The organism is Streptomyces sp. Je 1-332, assembly GCF_040730185.1.
In the GTDB taxonomy this organism is placed as follows: Bacteria; Actinomycetota; Actinomycetes; order Streptomycetales; family Streptomycetaceae; genus Streptomyces.
Genome location: NZ_CP160402.1, coordinates 2,699,153 through 2,720,938, shown reverse-complemented (window position 1 = coordinate 2,720,938; position 21,786 = coordinate 2,699,153). Strand labels below are relative to the sequence as shown.

Below are 21,786 nucleotides of genomic sequence, written 5' to 3'. Positions count from 1 at the left end.
GTGTCTCTAGCCGGGCTCAATCCCAAGAAGTCAGCCCCAAGGAGACCGAACCGTGAAGAGCGCCGTGGAGACCCTGAACCCGACCCGGGTTCGGCTCACTGTTGAGGTGCCCTTCGAGGAGCTCAAGGACAGCCTCGACGCGGCCTACAAGAAGATCAACCAGCAGGTCACGGTGAAGGGCTTCCGCAAGGGCAAGATCCCGGCCCGAGTCATCGACCAGCGGTTCGGGCGCGGCGCAGTCCTCGAAGAGGCCGTCAACGACGCGCTCCCGAAGTTCTACACCGAGGCCGTGAACGAGGCCGAGCTCAACGTCCTGGGCCAGCCCGAGGTGGACATCACCGAGCTGAAGGACAACGAGACCCTCAACTTCACCGCTGAGGTCGACATCCGTCCCGCGATCGAGATCCCGGACTACTCCGGCATCGAGGTCGAGGTCGACGCCGTCGAGGTCAGCGACGAGGACGTCGAGAAGGCCGTCGAGGAGCTCCGTGAGCGCTTCGCGTCCACCTCGCCGGTCGAGCGTGCCGCCGAGGACGGCGACGTCGTGACGATCGACCTGGAGGCCAAGGTCGAGGGCGAGGTCCTGGAGGACGGCGTCGCGTCCGGCGTCTCCTACACGATCGGCTCCGGCGAGCTCCTCGAGGGCATCGACGACGCCGTCAAGGGCCTGGAGGCCGGTGGCGAGGCCACCTTCACCTCCGAGCTCAAGGGCGGCTCGGCGGCCGGCAAGGAGTCCGAGGTGACCGTCAAGGTCACTCAGGTCGCCGCCCGTGAACTGCCCGCCCTGGACGACGACTTCGCGCAGCTCGCGTCGGAGTTCGACACCCTGGACGAGGTCAAGGCGGACAGCCGCAAGCGCCTCGAGAACATGAAGCAGTACGACCAGGCGACGCAGGCCCAGGAGCGCGTCCTGGAGAAGCTGCTCGAGCTGGTCGAGGTCCCCGTCCCCGAGAAGCTCCTCGCGGACGAGATCGAGACCCGCAAGCACAACCTGGTGAACCACCAGCTCGGCCAGATGGGCCTCGACCTCGCGAAGTACCTGGAGATCCAGGGCAAGACCGAGGAAGAGTTCGACGCCGAGACCAAGGAGCAGGCCGAGAAGGGCATCAAGACGCAGTTCGTCCTTGACGAGCTCGTCAACAAGGAGAAGCTGAACGTCAGCCAGGAGGAGCTCACCGAGCACCTCATGCGTCGCGCGCAGTCCTCCGGCATGTCCCCCGACCAGTTCGCCCAGGCCGTCGTCGAAGGCGGCCAGGTCCCGATGCTGGTCGGCGAGGTCGCCCGCGGCAAGGCCCTCGCGGTCGTCGTGGAGGCCGCGACGGTCAAGGACACGAACGGCGAGGTCGTGGACCTCGACGACGAGGAAGAGGCTCCCGCCGAGGGTGAGCAGGCTTCCGAAGCCGCCGAGGAGAAGACCGAAGCCTGAGCTTCGCTCTGACGCACGTACGACAGGCCCCCGGGAGTCGAGATCCCGGGGGCCTGTCGCGCCCTTAGGGGCGCGGGGAACTGCGCGAGCAACCACGCACAAGCCGCACTCGCCGTCGAACGGCACGCGGCAGACGCGTCTGCGACCGCGCGGGGGCGGGCCGCGCAGTTCCCCGCGCCCCTGACGGGGCGCCCCGCACCCGGCGGTGTGCTACCTGCGCTCACAGCGAACAGTGGCCTCTGCGGGATTCCCCGGACGGGGCTGAGCGTTAGGGTCCATGAATACGAGGGCAGGGGAGTCCCCGAAGCCGCCCCGGAGCGGCGAGCACGCGGGGTCCCAAGCCTCAGAAGAAGACGTGAGACGGCCCGGCGCCGTCGTAAGACGAGCAGGTGGATACGTGACGAATCTGATGCCCTCCGCCGCCGGCGACCCCTCCATCGGTGGTGGCCTCGGCGACCAGGTCTACAACCGGCTGCTCAACGAGCGGATCATCTTCCTCGGCCAGGCCGTGGACGACGACATCGCCAACAAGATCACGGCGCAGCTGCTGCTCCTTGCCGCTGAGCCGGACAAGGACATCTTCCTTTACATCAACAGCCCTGGTGGATCCATCACGGCCGGCATGGCGATCTACGACACCATGCAGTACATCCAGAACGACGTGGTGACGATCGCGATGGGCATGGCGGCCTCCATGGGCCAGTTCCTGCTCAGCGCCGGCACCCCCGGCAAGCGCTTCGCGCTGCCGAACGCCGAGATCCTGATCCACCAGCCCTCCGCCGGACTCGCGGGCTCCGCGTCGGACATCAAGATCCACGCCGAGCGCCTCCTTCTCACGAAGAAGAAGATGGCTGATCTCACCGCGTTCCACACGGGCCAGACCGTCGAGCAGGTCACCCGCGACTCGGACCGCGACCGCTGGTTCGACCCGCAGGAGGCCAAGGAGTACGGCCTCATCGACGACATCATGCCCAACGCGGCCAGCATGCCGGGCGGCGGCGGCACCGGAGCCTGAGCCTCACCGCTCAGCCCTTCCGAAGCCGACCAAGCCCACGCTCCTCAGGAGACCTACAGAGATGAAGAACTTCCCCGGCAGCGGCCTCTACGAGGGCGCCCAGGCCGAGTACACCGGCCCCAGCGCCGAGTCCCGCTACGTCATCCCGCGCTTCGTCGAGCGCACCTCGCAGGGCGTGCGCGAGTACGACCCGTACGCGAAGCTCTTCGAGGAGCGTGTGATCTTCCTCGGCGTGCAGATCGACGACGCGTCCGCCAACGACGTCATGGCGCAGCTCCTGTGCCTGGAGTCGATGGACCCGGACCGTGACATCTCGATCTACATCAACAGCCCCGGCGGCTCGTTCACGGCCCTCACGGCGATCTACGACACGATCCAGTTCGTGAAGCCGGACGTTTCGACGGTCTGCATGGGCCAGGCCGCCTCGGCCGCCGCCGTGCTCCTCGCGGCCGGTACGCCGGGCAAGCGCATGGCGCTGCCGAACGCGCGCGTGCTGATCCACCAGCCCTACAGCGAGACGGGCCGCGGTCAGGTCTCCGACCTGGAGATCGCCGCGAACGAGATCCTCCGAATGCGCTCGCAGCTCGAGGAGATGCTGGCCAAGCACTCCACGACGCCGATCGAGAAGATCCGCGACGACATCGAGCGCGACAAGATCCTCACGGCCGAGGACGCGCTGTCGTACGGCCTGATCGACCAGATCATCTCCACTCGGAAGATGAACAACGCGTCGGTCGTCTGACGCAGGCCTGTAGCATCTGCCGTTCCTTGGCACGGTTCACCTCGAAGTGAACCGTGCCAAGGGGGGCCCGAACGGGGGGCCGGGCAAGGTACCGTCAGATAGAGGCACCAGGAGTCGCTGAACGTGGCGTCTCCCAGGCGAAGGGGAAGCACCTCGTGGCACGCATCGGTGACGGCGGCGATCTGCTCAAGTGCTCGTTCTGCGGGAAGAGTCAGAAGCAGGTCAAGAAGCTCATCGCAGGTCCCGGTGTGTACATCTGCGATGAGTGCATCGACCTCTGCAACGAGATCATCGAGGAAGAGCTCGCGGAGACGAGCGAGGTGCACTGGGAGGAACTCCCCAAGCCTCGCGAGATCTACGAATTCCTCGAGGGGTACGTCGTGGGCCAGGAGCCCGCGAAGAAGGCCCTCTCGGTGGCGGTCTACAACCACTACAAGCGGGTCCAGGCCGGTGAGACCGGCGGGGCGCAGGGCCGTGACGACGCGATCGAACTCGCCAAGTCCAACATCCTGCTGCTCGGCCCGACCGGCTCCGGCAAGACGCTGCTCGCGCAGACGCTCGCGCGCATGCTGAACGTCCCGTTCGCCATCGCGGACGCGACGGCGCTCACGGAGGCCGGTTATGTCGGCGAGGACGTCGAGAACATCCTCCTGAAGCTCATCCAGGCCGCTGACTACGACGTCAAGAAGGCCGAGACGGGCATCATCTACATCGACGAGATCGACAAGGTGGCTCGCAAGAGCGAGAACCCCTCGATCACGCGCGATGTCTCGGGTGAAGGCGTCCAGCAGGCCCTGCTCAAGATCCTGGAGGGCACCACGGCCTCCGTCCCGCCGCAGGGCGGACGCAAGCACCCGCACCAGGAGTTCATCCAGATCGACACGACGAACGTGCTCTTCATCGTGGGCGGCGCGTTCGCCGGCCTCGAGAAGATCATCGAGTCGCGGGCGGGCGCCAAGGGCATCGGCTTCGGCGCCACGATCCACTCCAAGCGCGAGCTTCAGGAGAAGGACCGGTTCGAGGACATCATGCCGGAGGACCTGGTGAAGTTCGGGATGATCCCGGAGTTCATCGGCCGCCTTCCCGTGATCACCTCGGTCCACAACCTGGACCGCGAGGCCCTGCTCCAGATCCTTGTGGAGCCGCGCAACGCACTCGTGAAGCAGTACCAACGCCTGTTCGAACTCGACGGCGTGGAGCTGGACTTCGAGCGTGAGGCCCTCGAGGCCATCGCCGACCAGGCGATCCTGCGCCAGACCGGCGCGCGTGGTCTGCGCGCCATCATGGAGGAAGTCCTCCAGTCGGTGATGTACGAGGTCCCGTCCCGCAAGGACGTGGCCCGCGTGGTCATCACGGCGGACGTCGTCCACTCGAACGTGAACCCGACCCTGGTGCCGCGCGACGCGCGGGGCCCGGGCGCGGGCGAGCAGAAGTCGGCGTAGCTTCAGGGCATACGGCTTCAGGGCATACGTGAAAGGGGCGCCGGGCGATTCGATCGCCGGGCGCCCCTTTTCCGTTCCCCTGCCGCCTACTTGACCTCGACGCGCACGTCGTCGCGGAGGTTGGTCACCAGGCTCGCGACGTCCTCCAGCTCGATGTCCGCGCCGCTCGCGGTCGCGGCGACATCGGAGTAGGCCGCGGACGCCACCGTGCTGTGGTCGCCCCAGACGCACATCGGCGTCTTGAAGCTGTTCGGGACGCCCTCGTCGCCGGCTCCGGTCTCACCCATCTTGAACTCGGCCTGCTGGCACTTCATGACGCCGTTCTCGAAGCCGTCCGGGGTGAACTCCTCGGGGTCGCCGATGAGCTGGATGCTGCCGGGCTCCTCGGTGGACTTCCTCTCCATCTCGGCCAACATGGCGTCGACGACCTTCTCCGGGTCGTCGATCTCCCCGTACACGCCGGAGTAGTTGAGGGACTTCATGGTCGAGCCCTCGCCGTAGTTGTACGCGGCGAAGACGTCCTTGGGGTTGCTGACGCCCTGCTGCTCCAGCTCCTCCACGTCGCTGGCGGACATGCCGCCACCGCTGCCGCCCGAGGTGTCCTTCTTGTACTCGCCGCCGAGCACGGACGCGGGCGCCGTCAGCTTGTAGGTCTTGCCGTCGTCGGCGACGGAACCACTGTCCTTGCCCGCGGTGAACCACCACACGCCGGCGCCTATCGCGGCGATCGCGACAACGGCACCGATGACGAGCCCGGCCTTCTTGCCGCCGCCCTGCGGGGGAGGCGGAACCTGCCCGTAGGGGCCCTGCTGGCCGTAAGGGGCCTGCGGCTGCTGCCCGTACGGGGCTTGGGGCTGCTGGCCGTACGGGCCCGGCTGCTGTGGCGGCACGCCCTGCGGGGGGTAGCCGTAGCCGGGCTGCGGGGCCTGCGGCTGCTGGCCGTACGGGCCGGGATGCTGGGGCTGTTGGCCGTACGGGCCCGGCTGGTTGTAGCTCATGACGTGGGTTCCCCCGTGAGTGCGCTTATGTGATGCCGACATCCTGACCGAAGCAGCCCCGGCCGAAGCGACCGGGGCTGCTGTGCGCACAGGTGCGCCGTCAGGACATCAGGACATCAGGCCTTGACGCGAACTTCCTTGCGGAACTTCGTCGTGGTGTCCGCGGCGTCATCCAGAGAGGCACTCTTTCCGGTCGCGGCGCTCCCCATGTCGACCGGGATCACGATGCCGAGCGTGCTGTTGTCGCCCCAGATGCAGACCGGCATGCGGATCGTCTTGGGTCCGGAGCCGCCACCCTCGACCTCCGTCTCCTGGCACTTGACGACCGCGCCGTCCGCGTCGAAGCTCTTCGGGCTGCCGATCAGCTTGCCGGTGGAGGTGGAGGCACCCTCCTTGTTCGACTCCTTCTTCATCTTGTCGAACATGCCGTCGACGACCTTGGACGGGTCGCTGATCTCGCCGTAGACGCCCATGAACTTGATCATCTTCTGGGCCAGCGGGTTGCTCTTGTCGCCCGACAAGTAATCGGCGTCGACGGGCTTGCCGTTCTTGACGCCGTCCTTCTCGGCCCGCTCCATGTCGTCGTCGTTGAAGCCGCCGTCGGAGGTGGCCTGCTTCTCGTAGTCGGAGATGACCGTCTCGGGCATCACCAGCTTGTGCGGACCGTCGTCCGTGACCGCCGAGTTGCCCGCCGACGACGAGCTGTCGTCCTTGCCCGCCGTGAACCACCAGACGCCGCCGCCGATCGCGACGAGCGCGACGATCGCGCCGATGATGATGCCGGTCTTCTTGCCGCTGCCCCCACCGGCGGGCGGAGGCGGCGGGACCTGCCCGTAGGGGCCCTGCTGGTTGTGGTCGTACGGACCCGGCTGCTGCGGCTGGCTGTAGCCGCCCTGCTGCGGGGGGATTCCCTGCGGCGCCTGCTGGGGGTAGCCGTAACCGGGCTGGGGTGCCTGCGGCTGCTGGCCGTAGGGGCCAGGCTGACCCGGCTGCTGCCCGTAGGGGCCAGGCTGGCCCGGCTGCTGCCCGTAAGGACCGGGCTGCTGGGGCTGCTGCCCGCCGTACGGGCCAGGCTGGTTGTAGCTCATCGCGTGGGTTCCCCCTCCGAATGCTTATGTGTTCCCGACATCCTGTACGAAGGCAGAGCCCCCATGTGACTCCCGGCCGCAACCGTTACTCAAGAATCCGGTTTCGGGACGGGCCCGTGACACCTCTAAACTGGCCCGGTGACCGAGAACACTCAGCAGCAGAATCCAGCGCCCACCTCCGAACTGCCGACCCAGTACGCGCCGGCCGAGGTAGAGGGGACGCTGTACGAGCGCTGGGTGGAACGCGGCTACTTCTCCGCCGACGCGGCGAGCGAGAAGCCCCCGTACACCGTCGTCATCCCGCCGCCGAACGTCACCGGCTCCCTGCACCTCGGGCACGCCTTCGAGCACACGCTCATCGACGCCCTCACGCGCCGCAAGCGCATGCAGGGCTTCGAGACGCTGTGGCAGCCGGGCATGGACCACGCGGGCATCGCCACGCAGAACGTCGTGGAGCGCGAGCTCGCCAAGGAGGGCAAGTCCCGCCACGACCTCGGGCGCGAGGAGTTCATCGAGCGCGTCTGGAAGTGGAAGGGCGAGTCCGGCGGCCAGATCTCCGGGCAGATGCGCCGCCTCGGCGACGGCGTCGACTGGGACCGTGAGCGGTTCACGATGGACGAGGGCCTCTCGCAGTCCGTCCAGACCATCTTCAAGAAGCTCTACGACGACGAGCTGATCTACCGCGCCGAGCGCATCATCAACTGGTGCCCGCGCTGTCTGACCGCGATCTCCGACATCGAGGTCGAGTACCAGGACGACGACGGCGAGCTCGTCTCGCTGAAGTACGGCGACGGGGACGACACCCTCGTCGTCGCCACCACCCGTGCCGAGACGATGCTCGGTGACACCGCCATCGCGGTCCACCCGGACGACGAGCGGTACAAGCACCTCGTCGGCAAGCTGATCAAGCTGCCGCTGACCGACCGCTCGATCCCGGTCGTCGCGGACGAGCACGTCGACCCCGAGTTCGGCACGGGCTGCGTCAAGGTGACCCCGGCCCACGACCCGAACGACTTCGAGATCGGCCAGCGCCACGACCTGCCGAACATCGCGGTCATGGACGAGCACGCCGTCATCACGGTCCCCGGCCCCTTCCAGGGCCTGGACCGCCTGGAGGCCCGCTCCGCCATCGTCGGCGCCCTGCGCGCCGAGGGCCGCATCGTCGCCGAGAAGCGCCCGTACACGCACTCCGTCGGCCACTGCTCGCGCTGCAAGACCACCATCGAGCCGCGCCTGTCGATGCAGTGGTGGGTCAAGGTCGGCCCGCTCGCGAAGGCCGCCGGCGACGCGGTCCGCGACGGCAAGGTCAAGATCCACCCGCAGGAGATGGAGAAGCGCTACTTCGACTGGGTCGACAACCTCCACGACTGGTGCATCTCGCGCCAGCTGTGGTGGGGCCACCGGATTCCCGTCTGGTACGGGCCGAACGGCGAGGTCGTCTGCGTCGGACCCGACGACGAGGCGCCCACCGGCGAGGGCTGGACGCAGGACTCCGACGTCCTCGACACGTGGTTCTCGTCCGGCCTGTGGCCGTTCTCCACGCTCGGCTGGCCCGAGGAGACCGAGAGCCTGGCGAAGTTCTATCCGAACTCCGTTCTGGTCACCGGCTACGACATCCTCTTCTTCTGGGTCGCCCGGATGATGATGTTCGGCCTGTACGCGATGGACGGCACCCCGCCGTTCCACACGATCGTGCTGCACGGCATGGTCCGCGACCAGTTCGGCAAGAAGATGTCGAAGTCCTTCGGCAACGCGGTCAACCCGCTGGACTGGATGGACAAGTACGGCTCGGACGCCGTCCGCTTCACGCTGGCCCGTGGCGCCAACCCCGGCGTCGACGTGCCGATCGGCGAGGACTGGGTCCAGGGCTCGCGGAACTTCGCCAACAAGATCTGGAACGCCACGCGCTTCGCGCTGATGAACGGCGCCACGATCGAGGGCGAACTCCCGCCCGCCGAGCAGCTGTCGGCGACGGACCGCTGGATCCTGTCCCGGCTGAACGCGACGGTCGCCGAGGTCGACGCCTTCTACGACGACTACCAGTTCGCCAAGCTGTCGGACGCGCTCTTCCACTTCGCGTGGGACGAGGTCTTCGACTGGTACGTCGAGCTGTCCAAGACCACGTTCATGGGCGGCGGCGAAGCGGCCAAGGTCTCTGGCCGGGTCCTGGGTGAGGTCCTGGACGTCACCCTGCGCCTCCTGCACCCGATCGTCCCGTTCGTGACGGAGACGCTCTGGACGACCCTCACCGGCCGCGAGTCCCTCGTGATCGCCGAGTGGCCGTTCGACAGCGGCTTCCGTGACCGCGGGGCCGAGCAGGAGATCGAAACCCTTCAGCAGGTCATCACCGAGGTCCGCCGCTTCCGCGCCGACCAGGGTCTCCAGCCGGGCCAGAAGGTCCCGGCCCGCCTGACCCTGGACGGCACGGCCCTCGCCCCGCACGAGGCGGCCATCCGCCAGCTCCTGCGCCTCCTGCCGGAGGGCGACGGCTTCGCGGCCACCGCGACGCTGCCGGTCTCGGGCGCCACGGTCGCGCTCGACCTGTCGGGCACGATCGACGTCGCTGCGGAGCGCAAGCGCCTCGCGAAGGACCTCGCCGCGGCCGAGAAGGAGAAGGCGCAGGCCACGGCGAAGCTCGGCAACGAAGCGTTCCTCGCGAAGGCGCCGGACAACGTGGTCGACAAGATCCGTGGCCGCCTCACCAAGGCGGACGCCGACATCAGCCGGCTGCAGGCCCAGCTGGACGGCCTGCCGCAGGCCTAGTCAGGCGGTGCCTGGTCAGGCGGTGGTGACAGGGCCCATGGAACCGGACGGTTCCATGGGCCCTGTCCCGTTCTCGTGTCCTGTCGGTCCGTGCCCCATTTGTTCGTGCCCTGTCTCCTGTACGGGGATGTACACCTGCTCGGGGATGTGCAGCCCGAGGCGCACGAGCTCCGCCTCGGCGAGCGCGTCGATGATGACGGGGTCGCCGCCGCGCCAGCCCTCGGCGAGGCTGCCGGCGGTGGCGTCGGGGAGTTCGTACGCGGTCCGCGCGACCTCGTCCAGGGGCCGCAGCAGGGCGCGCAGGGCGAGCAGTTCACGGCCGTCGTCGCTGGCGGCGAGCTCGTGGGCGGCGGCTGCCTGCCGGATCCAGCGCAGGCGGCGGGGGAGCCAGCTGCTGAGCACGAGACCGACGGGTACAAGGAAGACGACGACGGCGCCCACGATCACCGCGGCGCGTACGGTCACCGGGTCCCCGGCTCCGGCGACGTCCGCGGCGGCCCGCAGCGCGGAGTCGACGCGATCACCGACCAGGGGCAGGCGTGAGGGGTCGCCGATGGGCGGGGGCGGTGCCTCCGGGGCGGGTCGGGTGAGCAGACAGGCCAGCTGGTAGGCGACGACGGCGGCGGCGCTCCACAGCGCGGTCCAGAGCAGGACCGCGCCGTCGCCGAGGAGCTGGCGGGTCCGTCGGCCGGGGTTCTGGGCATACCACATGGTGTGATTTGACCCCTGCGAGGCGGTCTTTCCGAGACAGCCACGCCGACGTGTCACACTTCACGAAATAAAGGTCGAAAGTCCGATGATTCGGGCAGAAAGACCTTGGATGATGGACGGCATGCTCGACCTGCCCGCCGCCCCCCAGGCGATTCGCCAGGCGACGGCCGCGGGCCGCCGCCTCGCCGGGGGCTGGGCGCGTGCGCCCCGGGTGCAGGACGCTCTCACCGCGCTGAGCTGTCTGGCCCTGATGAGCCTGGACATCCCCGGCCTCGCCGAGGCGGACAACTCCCTCAACGGCCCGCTCGCGGCCCTGGTCCTCACCCTCGGCGCCGCGTCCCTGCTGGTGCGCCGCGGGGCGCCCTGGGTGACGTACGCGGTGGCCCTCGTGTTCGTCGGCTGGCTGCACGAGCTGACCCTCGCCCAGTTCGCGCTGTACTCCCTCGGCAGATACCGCGGCCGTCTCGCCGGTACGTTCGGCGTGCTCGGTTACGTGGCTTTCGCGTACGTGATGTTCACTCTGCCCGGCTGGCCGGTGCACCGCGGGGACAGCCTGAGCTCCTTCCTCAGCCTGGTCGTGCCGATCGGTGTGCTCGCCGCGGGGGTCGGCGTGGCGGCCAACCGGCAGGACCTGGTGCGGGCGCTGCAGGCTCAGCGGGCCGAGACGGACGCGTTGCACGCGGTCCAGCAGGAGCGGTCCCGTATCGCGCGGGACGTGCACGACTTCGTCGGCCGTGAGCTGACGCTCCTGAGCGTGCGCTCGCAGGTGCTTGCCCGTCGTGCGGCGGGCGGGGCCTTCGCGGACGGCTTCGACGAGCTGTCCGAGGCGGCGCGGTCGGCGCATCGCATGCTGAACGAGATCATCGTGCGGCGGGGTGTGGACGGGGCGCCGACGCCCGGTCTCGACGCGCTTCCTGAGCTGGCCGAGCGCAGTGAGTGCGCGGGTACGCCGGTAGACATGCTGATCGACGCCGCCGCCTACCGCCTCTCGCCGATCCGTCAGGCCGCCGTGCATCGGGTGGTGCAGGAGTGTCTGACGAACGCGGCCAAGCATGCGCCGGGGGAGCGGGTGGATGTACGGGTGCGGGTGACCGGGGGTCACCTGCACGTGCACGTCCGCAACGCCCTGCCCGCGGCCGGCCCCGCCGCGGCCCCCGTCTCCGCCGGGACCGGCACGGCGGGGATGGCCGAGCGGGTCCACACGGTGGGCGGCGACTTCTCGGCGGGCCCCTGCGGGGGGCTTTACGCGGTCCTGGCGACGCTCCCGGCGGGGGACTTGGCCTGAGGCCCGCGACGCTTGCCCCGCAGCGCCCTCGCCCGAACAGGCCTTCTCACCCGCCACCCGTTCACCCCGCATCCGACCCGGAACGAACAAGCTTTCCCGCCCACCCACCCGATTACCCCGCAGCGACCATCGATTAGCTGCAGTCGGGAACGGCCCCGCACTCACAGACGCACCCGCACCGCCCCGCCCCGCCGGCCGCAGGCCTACGCCGCGGACATCACCCGCTCAAGCCCGTCAAAGTCCTCCACGCACTTCCCGCACCCCATCGCCACACTGTCCAGCGGATCCTCCGCCACGAACACCGGGATCCCGGTGGCCGAAGCCATGCGCAGGTCGAGGCCGGGGAGTAGCGCGCCCCCGCCCGTCAGCACGATGCCGTGCTCCATCACGTCGCCGGACAGCTCCGGCGGGCACTCCTCCAGGGTGGTCCGCACCGCGGCGATCACCGCCTCCACCGGTTCCTCCAGCGCCGCCCGCACCTCACGCACCGTCAGCTCCACCGTCTTGGGCAGCCCCCGCACCTTCTCCCGCCCCCGCACCGTGAACGTACGGAACTCCAACGCGTCGTCACCCGGCACCGGCCACGCCGAGCCGATCGCGACCTTGATGTGCTCGGCGGTCCGCTCGCCGATCAGCAGGCCGTGTTCCTTGCGCACGAAGTTCGTGATCGCCTCGTCGAGGCGGTCCCCGCCCACCCGCAGCGACTGCGCCGTGACGATCCCGCCCAGGGAGATCACCGCGACCTCCGTCGTGCCGCCGCCGATGTCCACGACCATCGAGCCCTGCGGCTCCGACACCGGGAGCCCCGCACCGATCGCCGCCGCCATCGGCTCCTCCACCAGATGCACCGCCCGCGCCCCCGCCCGCTGCGCCGCGTGCACGATGGCCCGGCGCTCGACCGGCGTGACACCGCTCGGCACGCACAGCACCATCCGCGTACACGCAGGGGGCGGATCGCGGTGATGGAGCCCGGAGTCCGGCCGATCGTCTCCTTGGCCTCCGTGCCGACGGCGAGGGCGGTCCGCGCGCCCTCCTTGACGGCGACCACGGACGGCTCGTTGAGCACGATCCCCTGGCCGCGGACGTAGAGAAGGGTGTTCGCTGTGCCGAGGTCGATACCTATGTCCATGATCGCCAAGTTTGCCCGGCGGTCGACCGGATCGGCGGGACCAAGGTCCTGAATCGGGCAGGACCAAAGTCCCGAGAGCGCCCGAGCGGCGCCCGGGCAAGGTCCCGGCGGCGGCTGTCATACCCCCTCCGTAGACTGGCCTGCGTGAGTGACCTCCCCCCGCCTGACAGCGCGCACCCCGACCACGACGACCACGACGACAGCGGCGACCGTTTCGACGAGATCGTCGGCGCCGAGACCGACCGCGACCCCGACCTCGCCGTCATCGAGGCGGGCAGCCGCACCCTGCGCACCCAGGCGGGCCCGCCCCAGGGCGACATCCCATCGCGCCCCACCGATCCGGAGATCGACAAGGCGCTGCGCGAGGTCGAGACCGAGCTCGCGAGCCGCTGGGGAGAGACGAAGCTGGAGCCCTCCGTCAGCCGGATCGCCGCGCTGATGGACGTCCTGGGCGAACCCCAGCGGGCGTACCCCTCGATCCACATCACCGGCACGAACGGCAAGACGTCCACGGCCCGCATGATCGAGGCCCTGTTCAGCGCCTTCGAGCTGCGCACCGGGCGTTACACCTCTCCGCACGTCCAGTCGATCACCGAGCGGATCAGCCTGGACGGCGCCCCCATCGAGGCCGAGCGCTTCGTGGAGACGTACAACGACATCAAGCCGTACGTCGAGATGGTCGACGCCCAACAGGAGTACAGGCTCTCCTTCTTCGAGGTGCTGACGGGCATGGCGTACGCGTCCTTCGCGGACGCCCCCGTGGACGTCGCCGTCGTCGAGGTCGGCATGGGCGGCAGCTGGGACGCGACGAACGTGATCGACGGCTCGGTCGCGGTCGTCACGCCCATCGACCTGGACCACACCGACCGCCTGGGCAACACGCCGGGCGAGATCGCCGCCGAGAAGGCCGGGATCATCAAGCCGGACGCCACGGTGATCCTCGCCCAGCAGCCCGTGGACGCGGCGCAGGTGCTCCTGAAGAAGGCCGTGGAGGTCGACGCGACGGTAGCCCGAGAGGGCCTGGAGTTCGGCGTCGTCTCCCGCACGGTCGCGGTCGGCGGCCAGCTCCTGACCCTGCGCGGCCTCGGCGGGGAGTACGAGGAGATCTTCCTGCCCCTGCACGGCGCGTACCAGGCGCACAACGCCGCCGTCGCGCTCGCCGCGGTGGAGGCGTTCTTCGGTATCGGCTCGCAGCACACGCGCGTCCTGGACATCGACACCATCCGCAAGGCCTTCGCCTCGGTGTCGTCGCCGGGCCGCCTGGAGGTCGTGCGGACCTCGCCGACCGTCGTCCTGGACGCCGCGCACAATCCGGCGGGCGCCCGCGCCACCGCCGAGGCCATCAGCGAGGTCTTCGACTTCAGCCGGCTGATCGGCGTGGTCGGGGCGAGCGACGGCAAGGACATGAAGGGGCTGCTCGAAGCCTTCGAGCCGATCTTCGCCGAGGTCGTCATCACGCAGAACTCCAGCCACCGCGCGATGGACGCGGACACGCTGGCCGGTCTCGCCGTCGAGGTCTTCGGTGACGACCGCGTCCAGGTCGAGCCGCGGCTGCCGGACGCGCTGGAAGCAGCGATCACCCTCGCCGAGGAAGAGGGCGAGTACGCGGGCGGCGGTGTGCTCGTCACCGGCTCCGTCATCACCGTCGGCGAGGCCCGACTGCTCCTGGGGAGGGGCTGACTCCTGTGCGTACGCTCTGCGCTTCGACGTTGATCGGCGAGTTCTTCGTCGTCGGTTTCGCCGGTCTGGTCGCCATGAAGGACCCGGATCTGACGATGAGCACGGTCTGGACGGTCTGCGGCATCACGATGCTGCTGTGCGTCCTGCTGTGCGGAGTGATCACCAGGCCCGGTGGGGTGCAGCTCGGCTGGGCGCTGCAGATCGCGCTCATCGCGAGCGGCTTCGTCGTACCGATCATGTTCTTCATGGGGGCGGTGTTCGCCGCGCTGTGGTGGGCCTCGATCCACTTCGGCCGGAAGATCGACGAGGCGAAGGCCAGGTTCGCGGCACAGGCGGAAGCCGAGGCCTAGCCCCGGGCGGGCCGCTTCCGGGGCCGGAGGTAACGCGGTGTAGTGGGTGCCGGTATTCTGCCGGGCAACCCACATGCTCGTAGAAGAAATGCTTGGAGCCGCACATGACCCAGCGCACTCTCGTCCTGCTCAAGCCCGACACCGTCCGTCGTGGCCTGATCGGCGAGATCATCGGCCGCATCGAGCGCAAGGCGGGCTGGACGATCTCCGCTCTCGAACTGCGCTCGCTCGACCAGGAGACGCTGGAGCAGCACTACGGCGAGCACAAGGGCAAGCCCTTCTACGAGCCGCTGGTCGCCTTCATGTCCTCCGGTCCGGTCGTCGCGCTCGTCGTCGAGGGTGAGCGCGTCATCGAGGGCGTGCGCGCCCTCGCGGGTCCGACCGACCCGATCGCCGCCGCGCCCGGCTCCATCCGTGGCGACTTCGGCAGCATCGTCCGGGAGAACCTCATCCACGCGTCGGACTCCGAGGAGTCCGCCGAGCGCGAGCTGAAGATCTTCTTCCCGGGTGTCGTCTGACGCCGGGCGCGTCTCGCCTGACGGACACCTGAGGGATACAGGTAAAGAGTTCCGTAAAGACTTCTGACGCCCAGTCAGCAGGGCACGGCCCTGACCAGGGGTGGCCGAGAAAACCGGCCGCCCCTTGGCATATGCGCCCCAATTGGGGGAACCCATGCCTCCGATGGCACGTCTCCAAGAGCGAGGCGGCGCATCATCTGCTGACAATGGCGAAGACCCTAGCGCCGTGTTCGTGCAGGCGAGACTACGATGGAAGCCTCCACGCCACACAGCACCCACCTCGCCTACCTAAAAAGCCATCAGAAGCTCCAGGGAAGGCCAGACGCATCCTCATGGGGAACAACATGTCGTTCATCGGCCGTGACATGGCTGTCGACCTCGGGACCGCCAACACGCTGGTGTACGTCAGGGGTCGCGGGATCGTTCTCAACGAACCGTCCGTCGTCGCGATCAACACCAACACCGGTGGCATCCTCGCTGTCGGCGCCGAAGCCAAGAAGATGATCGGTCGCACGCCGGGCAACATCGTTGCCGTGCGACCGCTGAAGGACGGCGTCATCGCCGACTTCGAGATCACCGAGCGGATGCTCCGCTACTTCATCCTGAAGATCCACAAGCGGCGCTACCTCGCCCGCCCGCGGGTCGTCGTCTGTGTGCCCTCCGGTATCACCGGAGTCGAGCGCCGCGCCGTCATCGAGGCCTCCTCGCAGGCCGGCGCCCGCCAGGTGCACATCATCGAGGAGCCCATGGCCGCGGCCATCGGTTCCGGCCTGCCGGTCCACGAGGCCACCGGCAACATGGTGGTCGACATCGGCGGCGGCACCACCGAGGTCGCCGTCATCTCGCTCGGCGGAATCGTCACGGCACAGTCGATCCGCGTCGCGGGCGACGAGCTGGACAACGCGATCATCCAGCACATCAAGAAGGAGTACTCCCTCCTCCTCGGTGAGCGCACGGCCGAGCAGATCAAGATCACCATCGGTTCGGCGTACGACATGGACGCCGACGAGCACACCGAGATCCGCGGCCGTGACCTGGTCTCCGGGCTGCCCAAGACCGTCGTCATCTCCGCCGCAGAGGTCCGCAAGGCCATCGAGGAGCCGGTGAACGCGATCGTCGACGCGGTCAAGACGACCCTCGACAAGTGCCCGCCGGAGCTTTCCGGTGACGTGATGGACCGCGGCATCGTTCTCACAGGAGGTGGCGCCCTGCTGCGCGGCCTCGACGAGCGTCTCCGCCGCGAGACGGGCATGCCGATCCACATCGCCGAGGACCCGCTGGACAGCGTGGCGCTCGGTTCCGGCAAGTGCGTCGAGGAGTTCGAGGCGCTCCAGCAAGTGCTCGACGCGTCGCCGCGCCGTTGAGGGTGGCGCGAACCCGCTGAAAGGGTGTCCGCCGTACGAGTGCCTGTCACCTCGTGCGGCGGATCGTTGATATAGAGGCAAGGCAGAACAAGGACAAGGCATAACAATTCCGCGGCGTCCGCAGACGCCGCGGAATCGGATTGTTTAGATTTGCTCCTACATACGCACAGTTGCTCAGAATTCCAAGGATTTCCAACTGAGGAAGGCACGGCCGCCGCACGTGAGGGACACACGAGAGAGCCGGCTGCTCCTGGTGCTGCTGATCGCCATCGCGTTCGCTTTGATCACGGTGGACATCCGTGGTGGCGAGGACTCGCCGGTCGACGGTGCCCGCCAGGCCGCCGCCACGGTCTTCGGCCCGGTCGAGAACGGCGTGTCGTCCGCCGTCGACCCGATCGGCAACGCCATCGGCGCGGTACGGGACTCCGGCGACCGGCATGACCGGATCGCGGAACTCACGCGGCAGAACGCCGCGTTGAAGGCGAAGCTCGGCAGCGACGACCGCAACCGCAGTCGCGTCAGACAGCTGGACAGCATGCTCAAGAGCGCCGGCGCAGGGCAGTACGGCATCAAGGGCGCCGAAGTCATCGGCATAGGAGCGGCCCAGGGCTTCTCCTGGACCGTCACCATCGACGCCGGTGCCAACGACGGACTCAAGCGGGACATGACCGTCCTGAACGGCGACGGCCTGGTCGGCCGCGTCACCACGGTCGGCCCGGGCACCGCGACCGTCCTGCTCGCCAACGACCCCGACTTCACCGTCGGCACCCGCATGGAGAAGACCGACGAGCTCGGCTTCGCCACCGGACAGGGCGACCGCCCGCTGTCGGTGCAGATGCTCAACGGCAAGGCCGAGATCAAGAAGGGCGACCGCCTGGTCACCTTCGGCTCGCAGAAGGACAAGCCGTTCGTGCCGGGCGTACCCGTCGGTGAGGTCGTCCGCGTCGACCCGTCGGGCGGTGACCTGACGCGCAACATCTTCATCAAGCCGTACGTCGGCTTCACCAAGCTGGACATCGTCGGAGTCGTCGTCGAAGCGCCCCGCGAGGACCCGCGCGACACGGTCCTGCCGAAGAAGCCCGCCAAGCCGAAGCCGACCCCGACGGTGACCGTCACGGCCACCCCGTCAGGACAGCCCCCGGTCGACGGCGCCGACAACGGCAACGAGCAGTAGGAGCCCCGGACCCATGCGCTTCAACCGAATCCTGCTCTCCACCACCCTCATCGTCGTCGCCCTGGTCATCCAGGTCAGCGTCCTCGCCCGGCTGCAACTGCCGGGCGCGGTCCCCGACCTGGTGCTGCTCACGGTGCTCGGCCTCGCCCTGGTCTACGGCCATGTGGGCGGCGCCCTCATCGGCTTCGGCGCCGGACTCCTCGCGGACCTGGCACCGCCGGCCGACCACGCGGCCGGGCGCTACGCCCTGGTCCTGTGCGTCGTCGGCTACCTCGCGGGCCTGGCCAAGCCGGATACCGGGCGGCTCAGGTCGGCCACCGCGCCGCTCGTCGTGGTCGTGGGGGCGGCCATCGGATCGACCCTGCTCTACGCGGGCGTGGGCGCCCTCGTCGGCGACACCGCGGCCCGACACGTGGGCATGGTCAAGCTCCTCTTCACGGCCGCCCTGTACGACCTGCTGCTCGCGCCGTTCACGGTGCCCCTGATCATCGCGCTCGCCCGCAGAGCCGAGAACGACCCCCTGGGGGAGACCTCACCCGCCAACAAGGCCGCCACGGACGTCGCCTCCGGCTGGCTCTCGTCCGGCACCGGCCTGCGCATCGGCAACCAGCGCGGCGGCCTGCGGATGAAGGCGGCCAAGGCCCGCGTCGCGCGCGCCGGACGCATCAAGGGGGTCAAGCGCCTGTGACCAACATTCCCGAGACCGGCCGGACCCCGCGGGTCCAGATCCGTCTCATCGTCATCCAGATCCTCGTCCTCTCCCTCCTCCTGACCCTCGGCGGCCGCCTCTGGTACCTCCAGATCCGCAACGGCGAGGAGTACGCCGAGGAGGCCTCCGGCAACCACGTCCAGCAGGTCGTCGACCCGGCCGTACGCGGCTCGATCCTCGACGCCCGCGGCGTGCCGATCGCCGACAACGAGACCCGCCTGGTCGTCTCCGCGTCCCGCACGGACCTGATGAAGATGAAGGACGACGGCAAGGCGGCCCTCGCCAAGCTCGCCGACGTCCTCGGCATGACGCCCAAGGAAGTCTCCGACAAGGTCCGCCTCTGCGACTCCAAGACCCCGCAGCCCTGCTGGAACGGCTCGCCCTACCAGCCGATCCCGATCACGGACGAGGCCTCGCCCAAGCAGGCGCTCCAGATCCGTGAGCGCGCCGAGGACTTCCCCGGCATCACCGCCGAGCCCACCGCCGTCCGCCGCTATGCCGCGCCCGGCAAGTCCAACACCGCCCAGGTGCTCGGCTATCTCTCGCCCGTCACCGACGAGGAGATCAAGAAGGCCGAGCACACCAACTCGCCGTTCCTGCGCTCCGACCAGGTCGGCCGCTCCGGTCTCGAGCGGACCTACGACGCGCAGCTGCGCGGCAAGGCGGGCGTCACCCGCTACGAGGTCGACAACCTCGGCCGCGTCATCGGCAAGGCCAAGGACGACCCGGCCCAGCCCGGCGCGAACGTCGTCACCAGCATCGACGCGCGCGTACAGGCCCTGTCCGAGTACTGGCTGAACGACGCGATGAAGAAGGCCCGCCAGGAGTTCGACAAGAACACCAACGAGAACTACAAGGCCGACGCGGGCGCCGTCGTCGTCATGGAGAACAAGACCGGCCGCATCGTCTCGATGGCGTCCAACCCGACCTACGACCCGAACGCCTGGGTCGGCGGCATCTCCGGCAAGGACTACGCGCAGCTCACCGGCAAGAAGTCCAACTACCCGCTCCTGAACCGCGCCATCCAGGGCCAGGCGGCCCCCGGCTCCATCTTCAAGGTCATCCCGACCACGGCGGCGGTCAACGCGGGCTACGACTTCAACGGCAGCTACCCCTGCCCCAGCTCGTACTCCATCGGGGGCCAGGTCTTCAAGAACTTCGAGTCGCAGGGCCACGGCAGCATCACCCTCGGCCAGGCCCTGGAGGTCTCCTGCGACACCGTCTTCTACAAGCTCTCGCACGACCAGTGGGCCAAGGACGGCGGCAACAAGCCGAAGAAGGACGCCAAGGACTGGTTCTACAAGACCGCCCACCAGTTCGGCCTCGGCAAGGAGACCGGCATCGACCTGCCGAACGAGGTCACCGGACGCGTCCCGGACCGCCAGTGGAAGAAGGACTACTGGAAGGCCAACAAGGACGGCTGGTGCAAGCAGGGCAAGAAGGGCGGGGACTACGTCGAGAAGATCGCGTACGAGAACTGCCTCGAAGGCATGAAGATGCGCGCCGGTGACTCCGTCAACTACTCCATCGGACAGGGCGACACCCTCGTCACGCCGATACAGATGGCCTCGATCTACTCCGCCATCGCCAACGGCGGCACCCTGTACAACCCCACCGTCGGCAAGGCGATCGTCAGCGCCGACGGCAAGCAGGTCCAGGAGATCAAGCCGAAGTCGCACGGCAAGCTGCCCATGAGCGAGGAGACGCGCAAGGACATAGACGGTGCGCTCGCCGACGTGGCGACCAAGGGAACGGCGGCCTGGCGGTTCCAGGGCTGGCCGCAGGACAAGATCCCGATGCACGCCAAGACGGGTACGGCGGAGGTCCACGGCAAGCAGACCACCTCGTGGTTCGCGACGTACACCAAGGACTACTCGATCGTGATGACGATCTCCCAGGGTGGTACGGGTTCCGGCGCTTCGGGCCCCGCCGTCCGCAAGATCTACGACGGCATCTACGGCCTCGACGACGAGGGCAAGCAGGACCCCAAGAAGGCCCTGCTCCCCGAGCCGCAGAAGGACCTGCCGAAGATCGAGACCGACGGTTCGATCAAGTCCCCGAAGATCAAGCCGTACAAGCCGGAGGCCCCCAAGCCGTCCGAGGCGCCGCAGGAACTGGCGGGCGCGCCCGCGAACGGGAGGCGCGACTAGTGGCCGGCAACAATGGCTTCTCCGTCTCCGGTTACGGGCCCGAGCGCTCCTCGCTCTCGGCCCGCCTGTTCGCCCGCGACTCGCTGGTGCGCAGGATGGACTGGCCGATACTGCTCTCGGCGATCGCGCTCTCCGCGATCGGCTCCGCGCTCGTCTACTCCGCGACGCGCAACCGCACCGAGCTGGTCGGCGACGACCCGTACTCCTTCCTGCTCAAGCACCTCCTGAACACCGGCATCGGCATCGCCCTGATGGCGGGCACGGTGTGGCTCGGCCACCGGACGCTGCGGACGGCCGTGCCGATCCTCTACGGCATCTCCGTCCTGCTCGTCCTGCTCGTCCTCACCCCGCTCGGTGCGACGATCAACGGCGCGCACGCCTGGATCGTCCTCGGCGGCGGCTTCTCGCTGCAGCCCTCCGAGTTCGTGAAGATCACGATCATCCTGGGCATGGCGATGCTGCTCGCGGCCCGGGTGGACGCGGGCGACCGCGACCACCCCGACCACCGCACGGTCGTGCAGGCCCTCGGCCTGGCCGCCGTACCGATAGTGATCGTGCTCCTCATGCCCGACCTCGGGTCGGTCATGGTGATGGCGATGATCGTGCTCGGCGTGCTGCTCGCGTCGGGCGCCTCCAACCGCTGGGTCTTCGGACTCCTCGGCACGGGCGCCGCCGGCGCGATCGCCGTCTGGCAGCTCGGCGTCCTGGACGACTACCAGATCGCCCGCTTCGCGGCCTTCGCCAACCCCGCGCTCGACCCGGCGGGCGTCGGCTACAACACCAACCAGGCGCGCATCGCGATCGGCTCCGGCGGCCTGACGGGCACCGGCCTCTTCAAGGGCTCGCAGACCACCGGACAGTTCGTGCCCGAGCAGCAGACGGACTTCGTGTTCACCGTCGCGGGCGAGGAACTCGGCTTCGCGGGCGCGGGACTCATCCTCGTCCTGCTCGGCGTCTTCCTCTGGCGCGCCTGCCGCATCGCGCGCGAGACGACCGAGCTGTACGGCACGATCGTCGCCGCCGGGATCATCGCCTGGTTCGCCTTCCAGTCCTTCGAGAACATCGGGATGACGCTCGGCATCATGCCGGTGGCCGGTCTGCCGCTGCCCTTCGTCTCGTACGGAGGGTCATCGATGTTCGCGGTCTGGGTGGCCGTCGGGCTGCTCCAGTCGATCAAGGTGCAGCGGCCGATGTCGGCCTAGCCCGGCTCCGGGGCGGCTGGGGGACTGCCCAGCGCCCCGG

At 68.8% G+C, this 21,786-nt stretch carries 17 protein-coding genes and 1 pseudogene; 14 read left to right on the top strand and 4 right to left on the bottom strand.

Annotated features, from left to right (window positions below):
• Nucleotides 1-52: 52 nt before the first annotated feature.
• The 4 genes from tig to clpX all read left to right on the top strand — a co-directional run bounded on the left by tig (nt 53) and on the right by clpX (nt 4,625).
• Entirely contained in the window at nt 53-1,426 is a 1,374-nt protein-coding gene (gene tig, locus ABXJ52_RS12565; protein WP_367041886.1) for a trigger factor, read from the top strand.
• Nucleotides 1,427-1,835: 409 nt separating this feature from the next.
• The gene (locus ABXJ52_RS12560) at nt 1,836-2,441 is read left to right on the top strand and encodes an ATP-dependent Clp protease proteolytic subunit (protein WP_367049010.1); all 606 of its coding nucleotides are present in this window, start codon (nt 1,836-1,838) and stop codon (nt 2,439-2,441) included.
• A 61-nt stretch (nt 2,442-2,502) separates the two neighbouring features.
• Complete coding sequence (locus tag ABXJ52_RS12555) at nt 2,503-3,183, top strand: ATP-dependent Clp protease proteolytic subunit (protein WP_367041884.1); 681 nt, start codon at nt 2,503-2,505, stop codon at nt 3,181-3,183.
• Nucleotides 3,184-3,338: 155 nt separating this feature from the next.
• The gene (clpX, locus tag ABXJ52_RS12550) at nt 3,339-4,625 is read left to right on the top strand and encodes an ATP-dependent Clp protease ATP-binding subunit ClpX (RefSeq protein ID WP_367041882.1); all 1,287 of its coding nucleotides are present in this window, start codon (nt 3,339-3,341) and stop codon (nt 4,623-4,625) included.
• A gap of 86 nt (nt 4,626-4,711) precedes the next feature.
• On the opposite strand, the gene ABXJ52_RS12545 is transcribed toward clpX, so the two are convergent.
• The gene (locus ABXJ52_RS12545; RefSeq protein WP_367041880.1) at nt 4,712-5,623 is read right to left on the bottom strand and encodes a hypothetical protein; all 912 of its coding nucleotides are present in this window, start codon (nt 5,621-5,623) and stop codon (nt 4,712-4,714) included.
• A 116-nt stretch (nt 5,624-5,739) separates the two neighbouring features.
• Nucleotides 5,740-6,711 carry a hypothetical protein gene (locus ABXJ52_RS12540; protein WP_367041878.1) on the bottom strand — a complete coding sequence of 324 codons (972 nt, stop codon included), beginning with the start codon at nt 6,709-6,711 and terminating at the stop codon, nt 5,740-5,742.
• A 138-nt stretch (nt 6,712-6,849) separates the two neighbouring features.
• On the opposite strand from ABXJ52_RS12540, the gene ABXJ52_RS12535 reads away from it, so the two are divergent.
• Complete coding sequence (locus ABXJ52_RS12535) at nt 6,850-9,474, top strand: valine--tRNA ligase (protein WP_367041876.1); 2,625 nt, start codon at nt 6,850-6,852, stop codon at nt 9,472-9,474.
• 15 nt (nt 9,475-9,489) lie between these two features.
• On the opposite strand, the gene ABXJ52_RS12530 is transcribed toward ABXJ52_RS12535, so the two are convergent.
• Complete coding sequence (locus ABXJ52_RS12530; RefSeq protein WP_367041874.1) at nt 9,490-10,185, bottom strand: hypothetical protein; 696 nt, start codon at nt 10,183-10,185, stop codon at nt 9,490-9,492.
• 121 nt (nt 10,186-10,306) lie between these two features.
• Here ABXJ52_RS12530 and ABXJ52_RS12525 point away from each other — a divergent pair, with 121 nt between their 5' ends.
• The gene (locus tag ABXJ52_RS12525; protein WP_367041872.1) at nt 10,307-11,470 is read left to right on the top strand and encodes a histidine kinase; all 1,164 of its coding nucleotides are present in this window, start codon (nt 10,307-10,309) and stop codon (nt 11,468-11,470) included.
• Nucleotides 11,471-11,673: 203 nt separating this feature from the next.
• Here the strand turns inward: ABXJ52_RS12525 and ABXJ52_RS12520 are convergent.
• A pseudogene (locus tag ABXJ52_RS12520) lies at nt 11,674-12,599 on the bottom strand (rod shape-determining protein).
• A gap of 144 nt (nt 12,600-12,743) precedes the next feature.
• Here ABXJ52_RS12520 and ABXJ52_RS12515 point away from each other — a divergent pair.
• From ABXJ52_RS12515 to rodA, 8 genes are all read left to right on the top strand, one after another.
• A complete protein-coding gene (locus ABXJ52_RS12515; RefSeq protein WP_367041870.1) occupies nt 12,744-14,279 on the top strand; it encodes a folylpolyglutamate synthase/dihydrofolate synthase family protein in 1,536 nt (511 codons plus the stop codon).
• Between the two features lie 5 nt (nt 14,280-14,284).
• Nucleotides 14,285-14,629 (top strand): DUF4233 domain-containing protein, encoded by a 345-nt coding sequence (locus ABXJ52_RS12510; RefSeq protein WP_367041868.1) that lies wholly within the window; start codon nt 14,285-14,287, stop codon nt 14,627-14,629.
• A gap of 104 nt (nt 14,630-14,733) precedes the next feature.
• Nucleotides 14,734-15,147, top strand: a complete 414-nt coding sequence (ndk, locus tag ABXJ52_RS12505; RefSeq protein ID WP_249589932.1) for a nucleoside-diphosphate kinase — start codon at nt 14,734-14,736, stop codon at nt 15,145-15,147.
• Between the two features lie 344 nt (nt 15,148-15,491).
• Entirely contained in the window at nt 15,492-16,511 is a 1,020-nt protein-coding gene (locus ABXJ52_RS12500) for a rod shape-determining protein (protein ID WP_160505014.1), read from the top strand.
• A 220-nt stretch (nt 16,512-16,731) separates the two neighbouring features.
• Nucleotides 16,732-17,685 carry a rod shape-determining protein MreC gene (gene mreC, locus ABXJ52_RS12495; protein ID WP_367041866.1) on the top strand — a complete coding sequence of 318 codons (954 nt, stop codon included), beginning with the start codon at nt 16,732-16,734 and terminating at the stop codon, nt 17,683-17,685.
• A 13-nt stretch (nt 17,686-17,698) separates the two neighbouring features.
• Nucleotides 17,699-18,373, top strand: coding sequence for a rod shape-determining protein MreD (mreD, locus tag ABXJ52_RS12490; RefSeq protein WP_367041865.1), 675 nt, complete (start codon nt 17,699-17,701; stop codon nt 18,371-18,373).
• Nucleotides 18,370-20,544 (top strand): penicillin-binding protein 2, encoded by a 2,175-nt coding sequence (mrdA, locus tag ABXJ52_RS12485; RefSeq protein WP_367041863.1) that lies wholly within the window; start codon nt 18,370-18,372, stop codon nt 20,542-20,544. The genes mreD and mrdA overlap by 4 nt, the downstream gene beginning before the upstream one ends.
• Nucleotides 20,544-21,746 (top strand): rod shape-determining protein RodA, encoded by a 1,203-nt coding sequence (gene rodA / locus ABXJ52_RS12480; RefSeq protein ID WP_367041861.1) that lies wholly within the window; start codon nt 20,544-20,546, stop codon nt 21,744-21,746. Before mrdA ends, rodA begins: the two co-directional genes overlap by 1 nt.
• Nucleotides 21,747-21,786: the final 40 nt, after the last annotated feature.

What these genes read in the sequence shown, in the direction of transcription:
- ABXJ52_RS12545 (WP_367041880.1), bottom strand. Translation starts at nt 5,623, where the DNA reads ATGAGCTACAACCAGCCGGGCCCGTACGGCCAACAGCCCCAGCATCCC.
- ABXJ52_RS12555 (WP_367041884.1), top strand. Translation starts at nt 2,503, where the DNA reads ATGAAGAACTTCCCCGGCAGCGGCCTCTACGAGGGCGCCCAGGCCGAG.
- mreD (WP_367041865.1), top strand. Translation starts at nt 17,699, where the DNA reads ATGCGCTTCAACCGAATCCTGCTCTCCACCACCCTCATCGTCGTCGCC.
- ABXJ52_RS12560 (WP_367049010.1), top strand. Translation starts at nt 1,836, where the DNA reads ATGCCCTCCGCCGCCGGCGACCCCTCCATCGGTGGTGGCCTCGGCGAC.
- ABXJ52_RS12525 (WP_367041872.1), top strand. Translation starts at nt 10,307, where the DNA reads ATGCTCGACCTGCCCGCCGCCCCCCAGGCGATTCGCCAGGCGACGGCC.
- ndk (WP_249589932.1), top strand. Translation starts at nt 14,734, where the DNA reads ATGACCCAGCGCACTCTCGTCCTGCTCAAGCCCGACACCGTCCGTCGT.
- ABXJ52_RS12530 (WP_367041874.1), bottom strand. Translation starts at nt 10,185, where the DNA reads ATGTGGTATGCCCAGAACCCCGGCCGACGGACCCGCCAGCTCCTCGGC.
- ABXJ52_RS12500 (WP_160505014.1), top strand. Translation starts at nt 15,492, where the DNA reads ATGTCGTTCATCGGCCGTGACATGGCTGTCGACCTCGGGACCGCCAAC.
- ABXJ52_RS12540 (WP_367041878.1), bottom strand. Translation starts at nt 6,711, where the DNA reads ATGAGCTACAACCAGCCTGGCCCGTACGGCGGGCAGCAGCCCCAGCAG.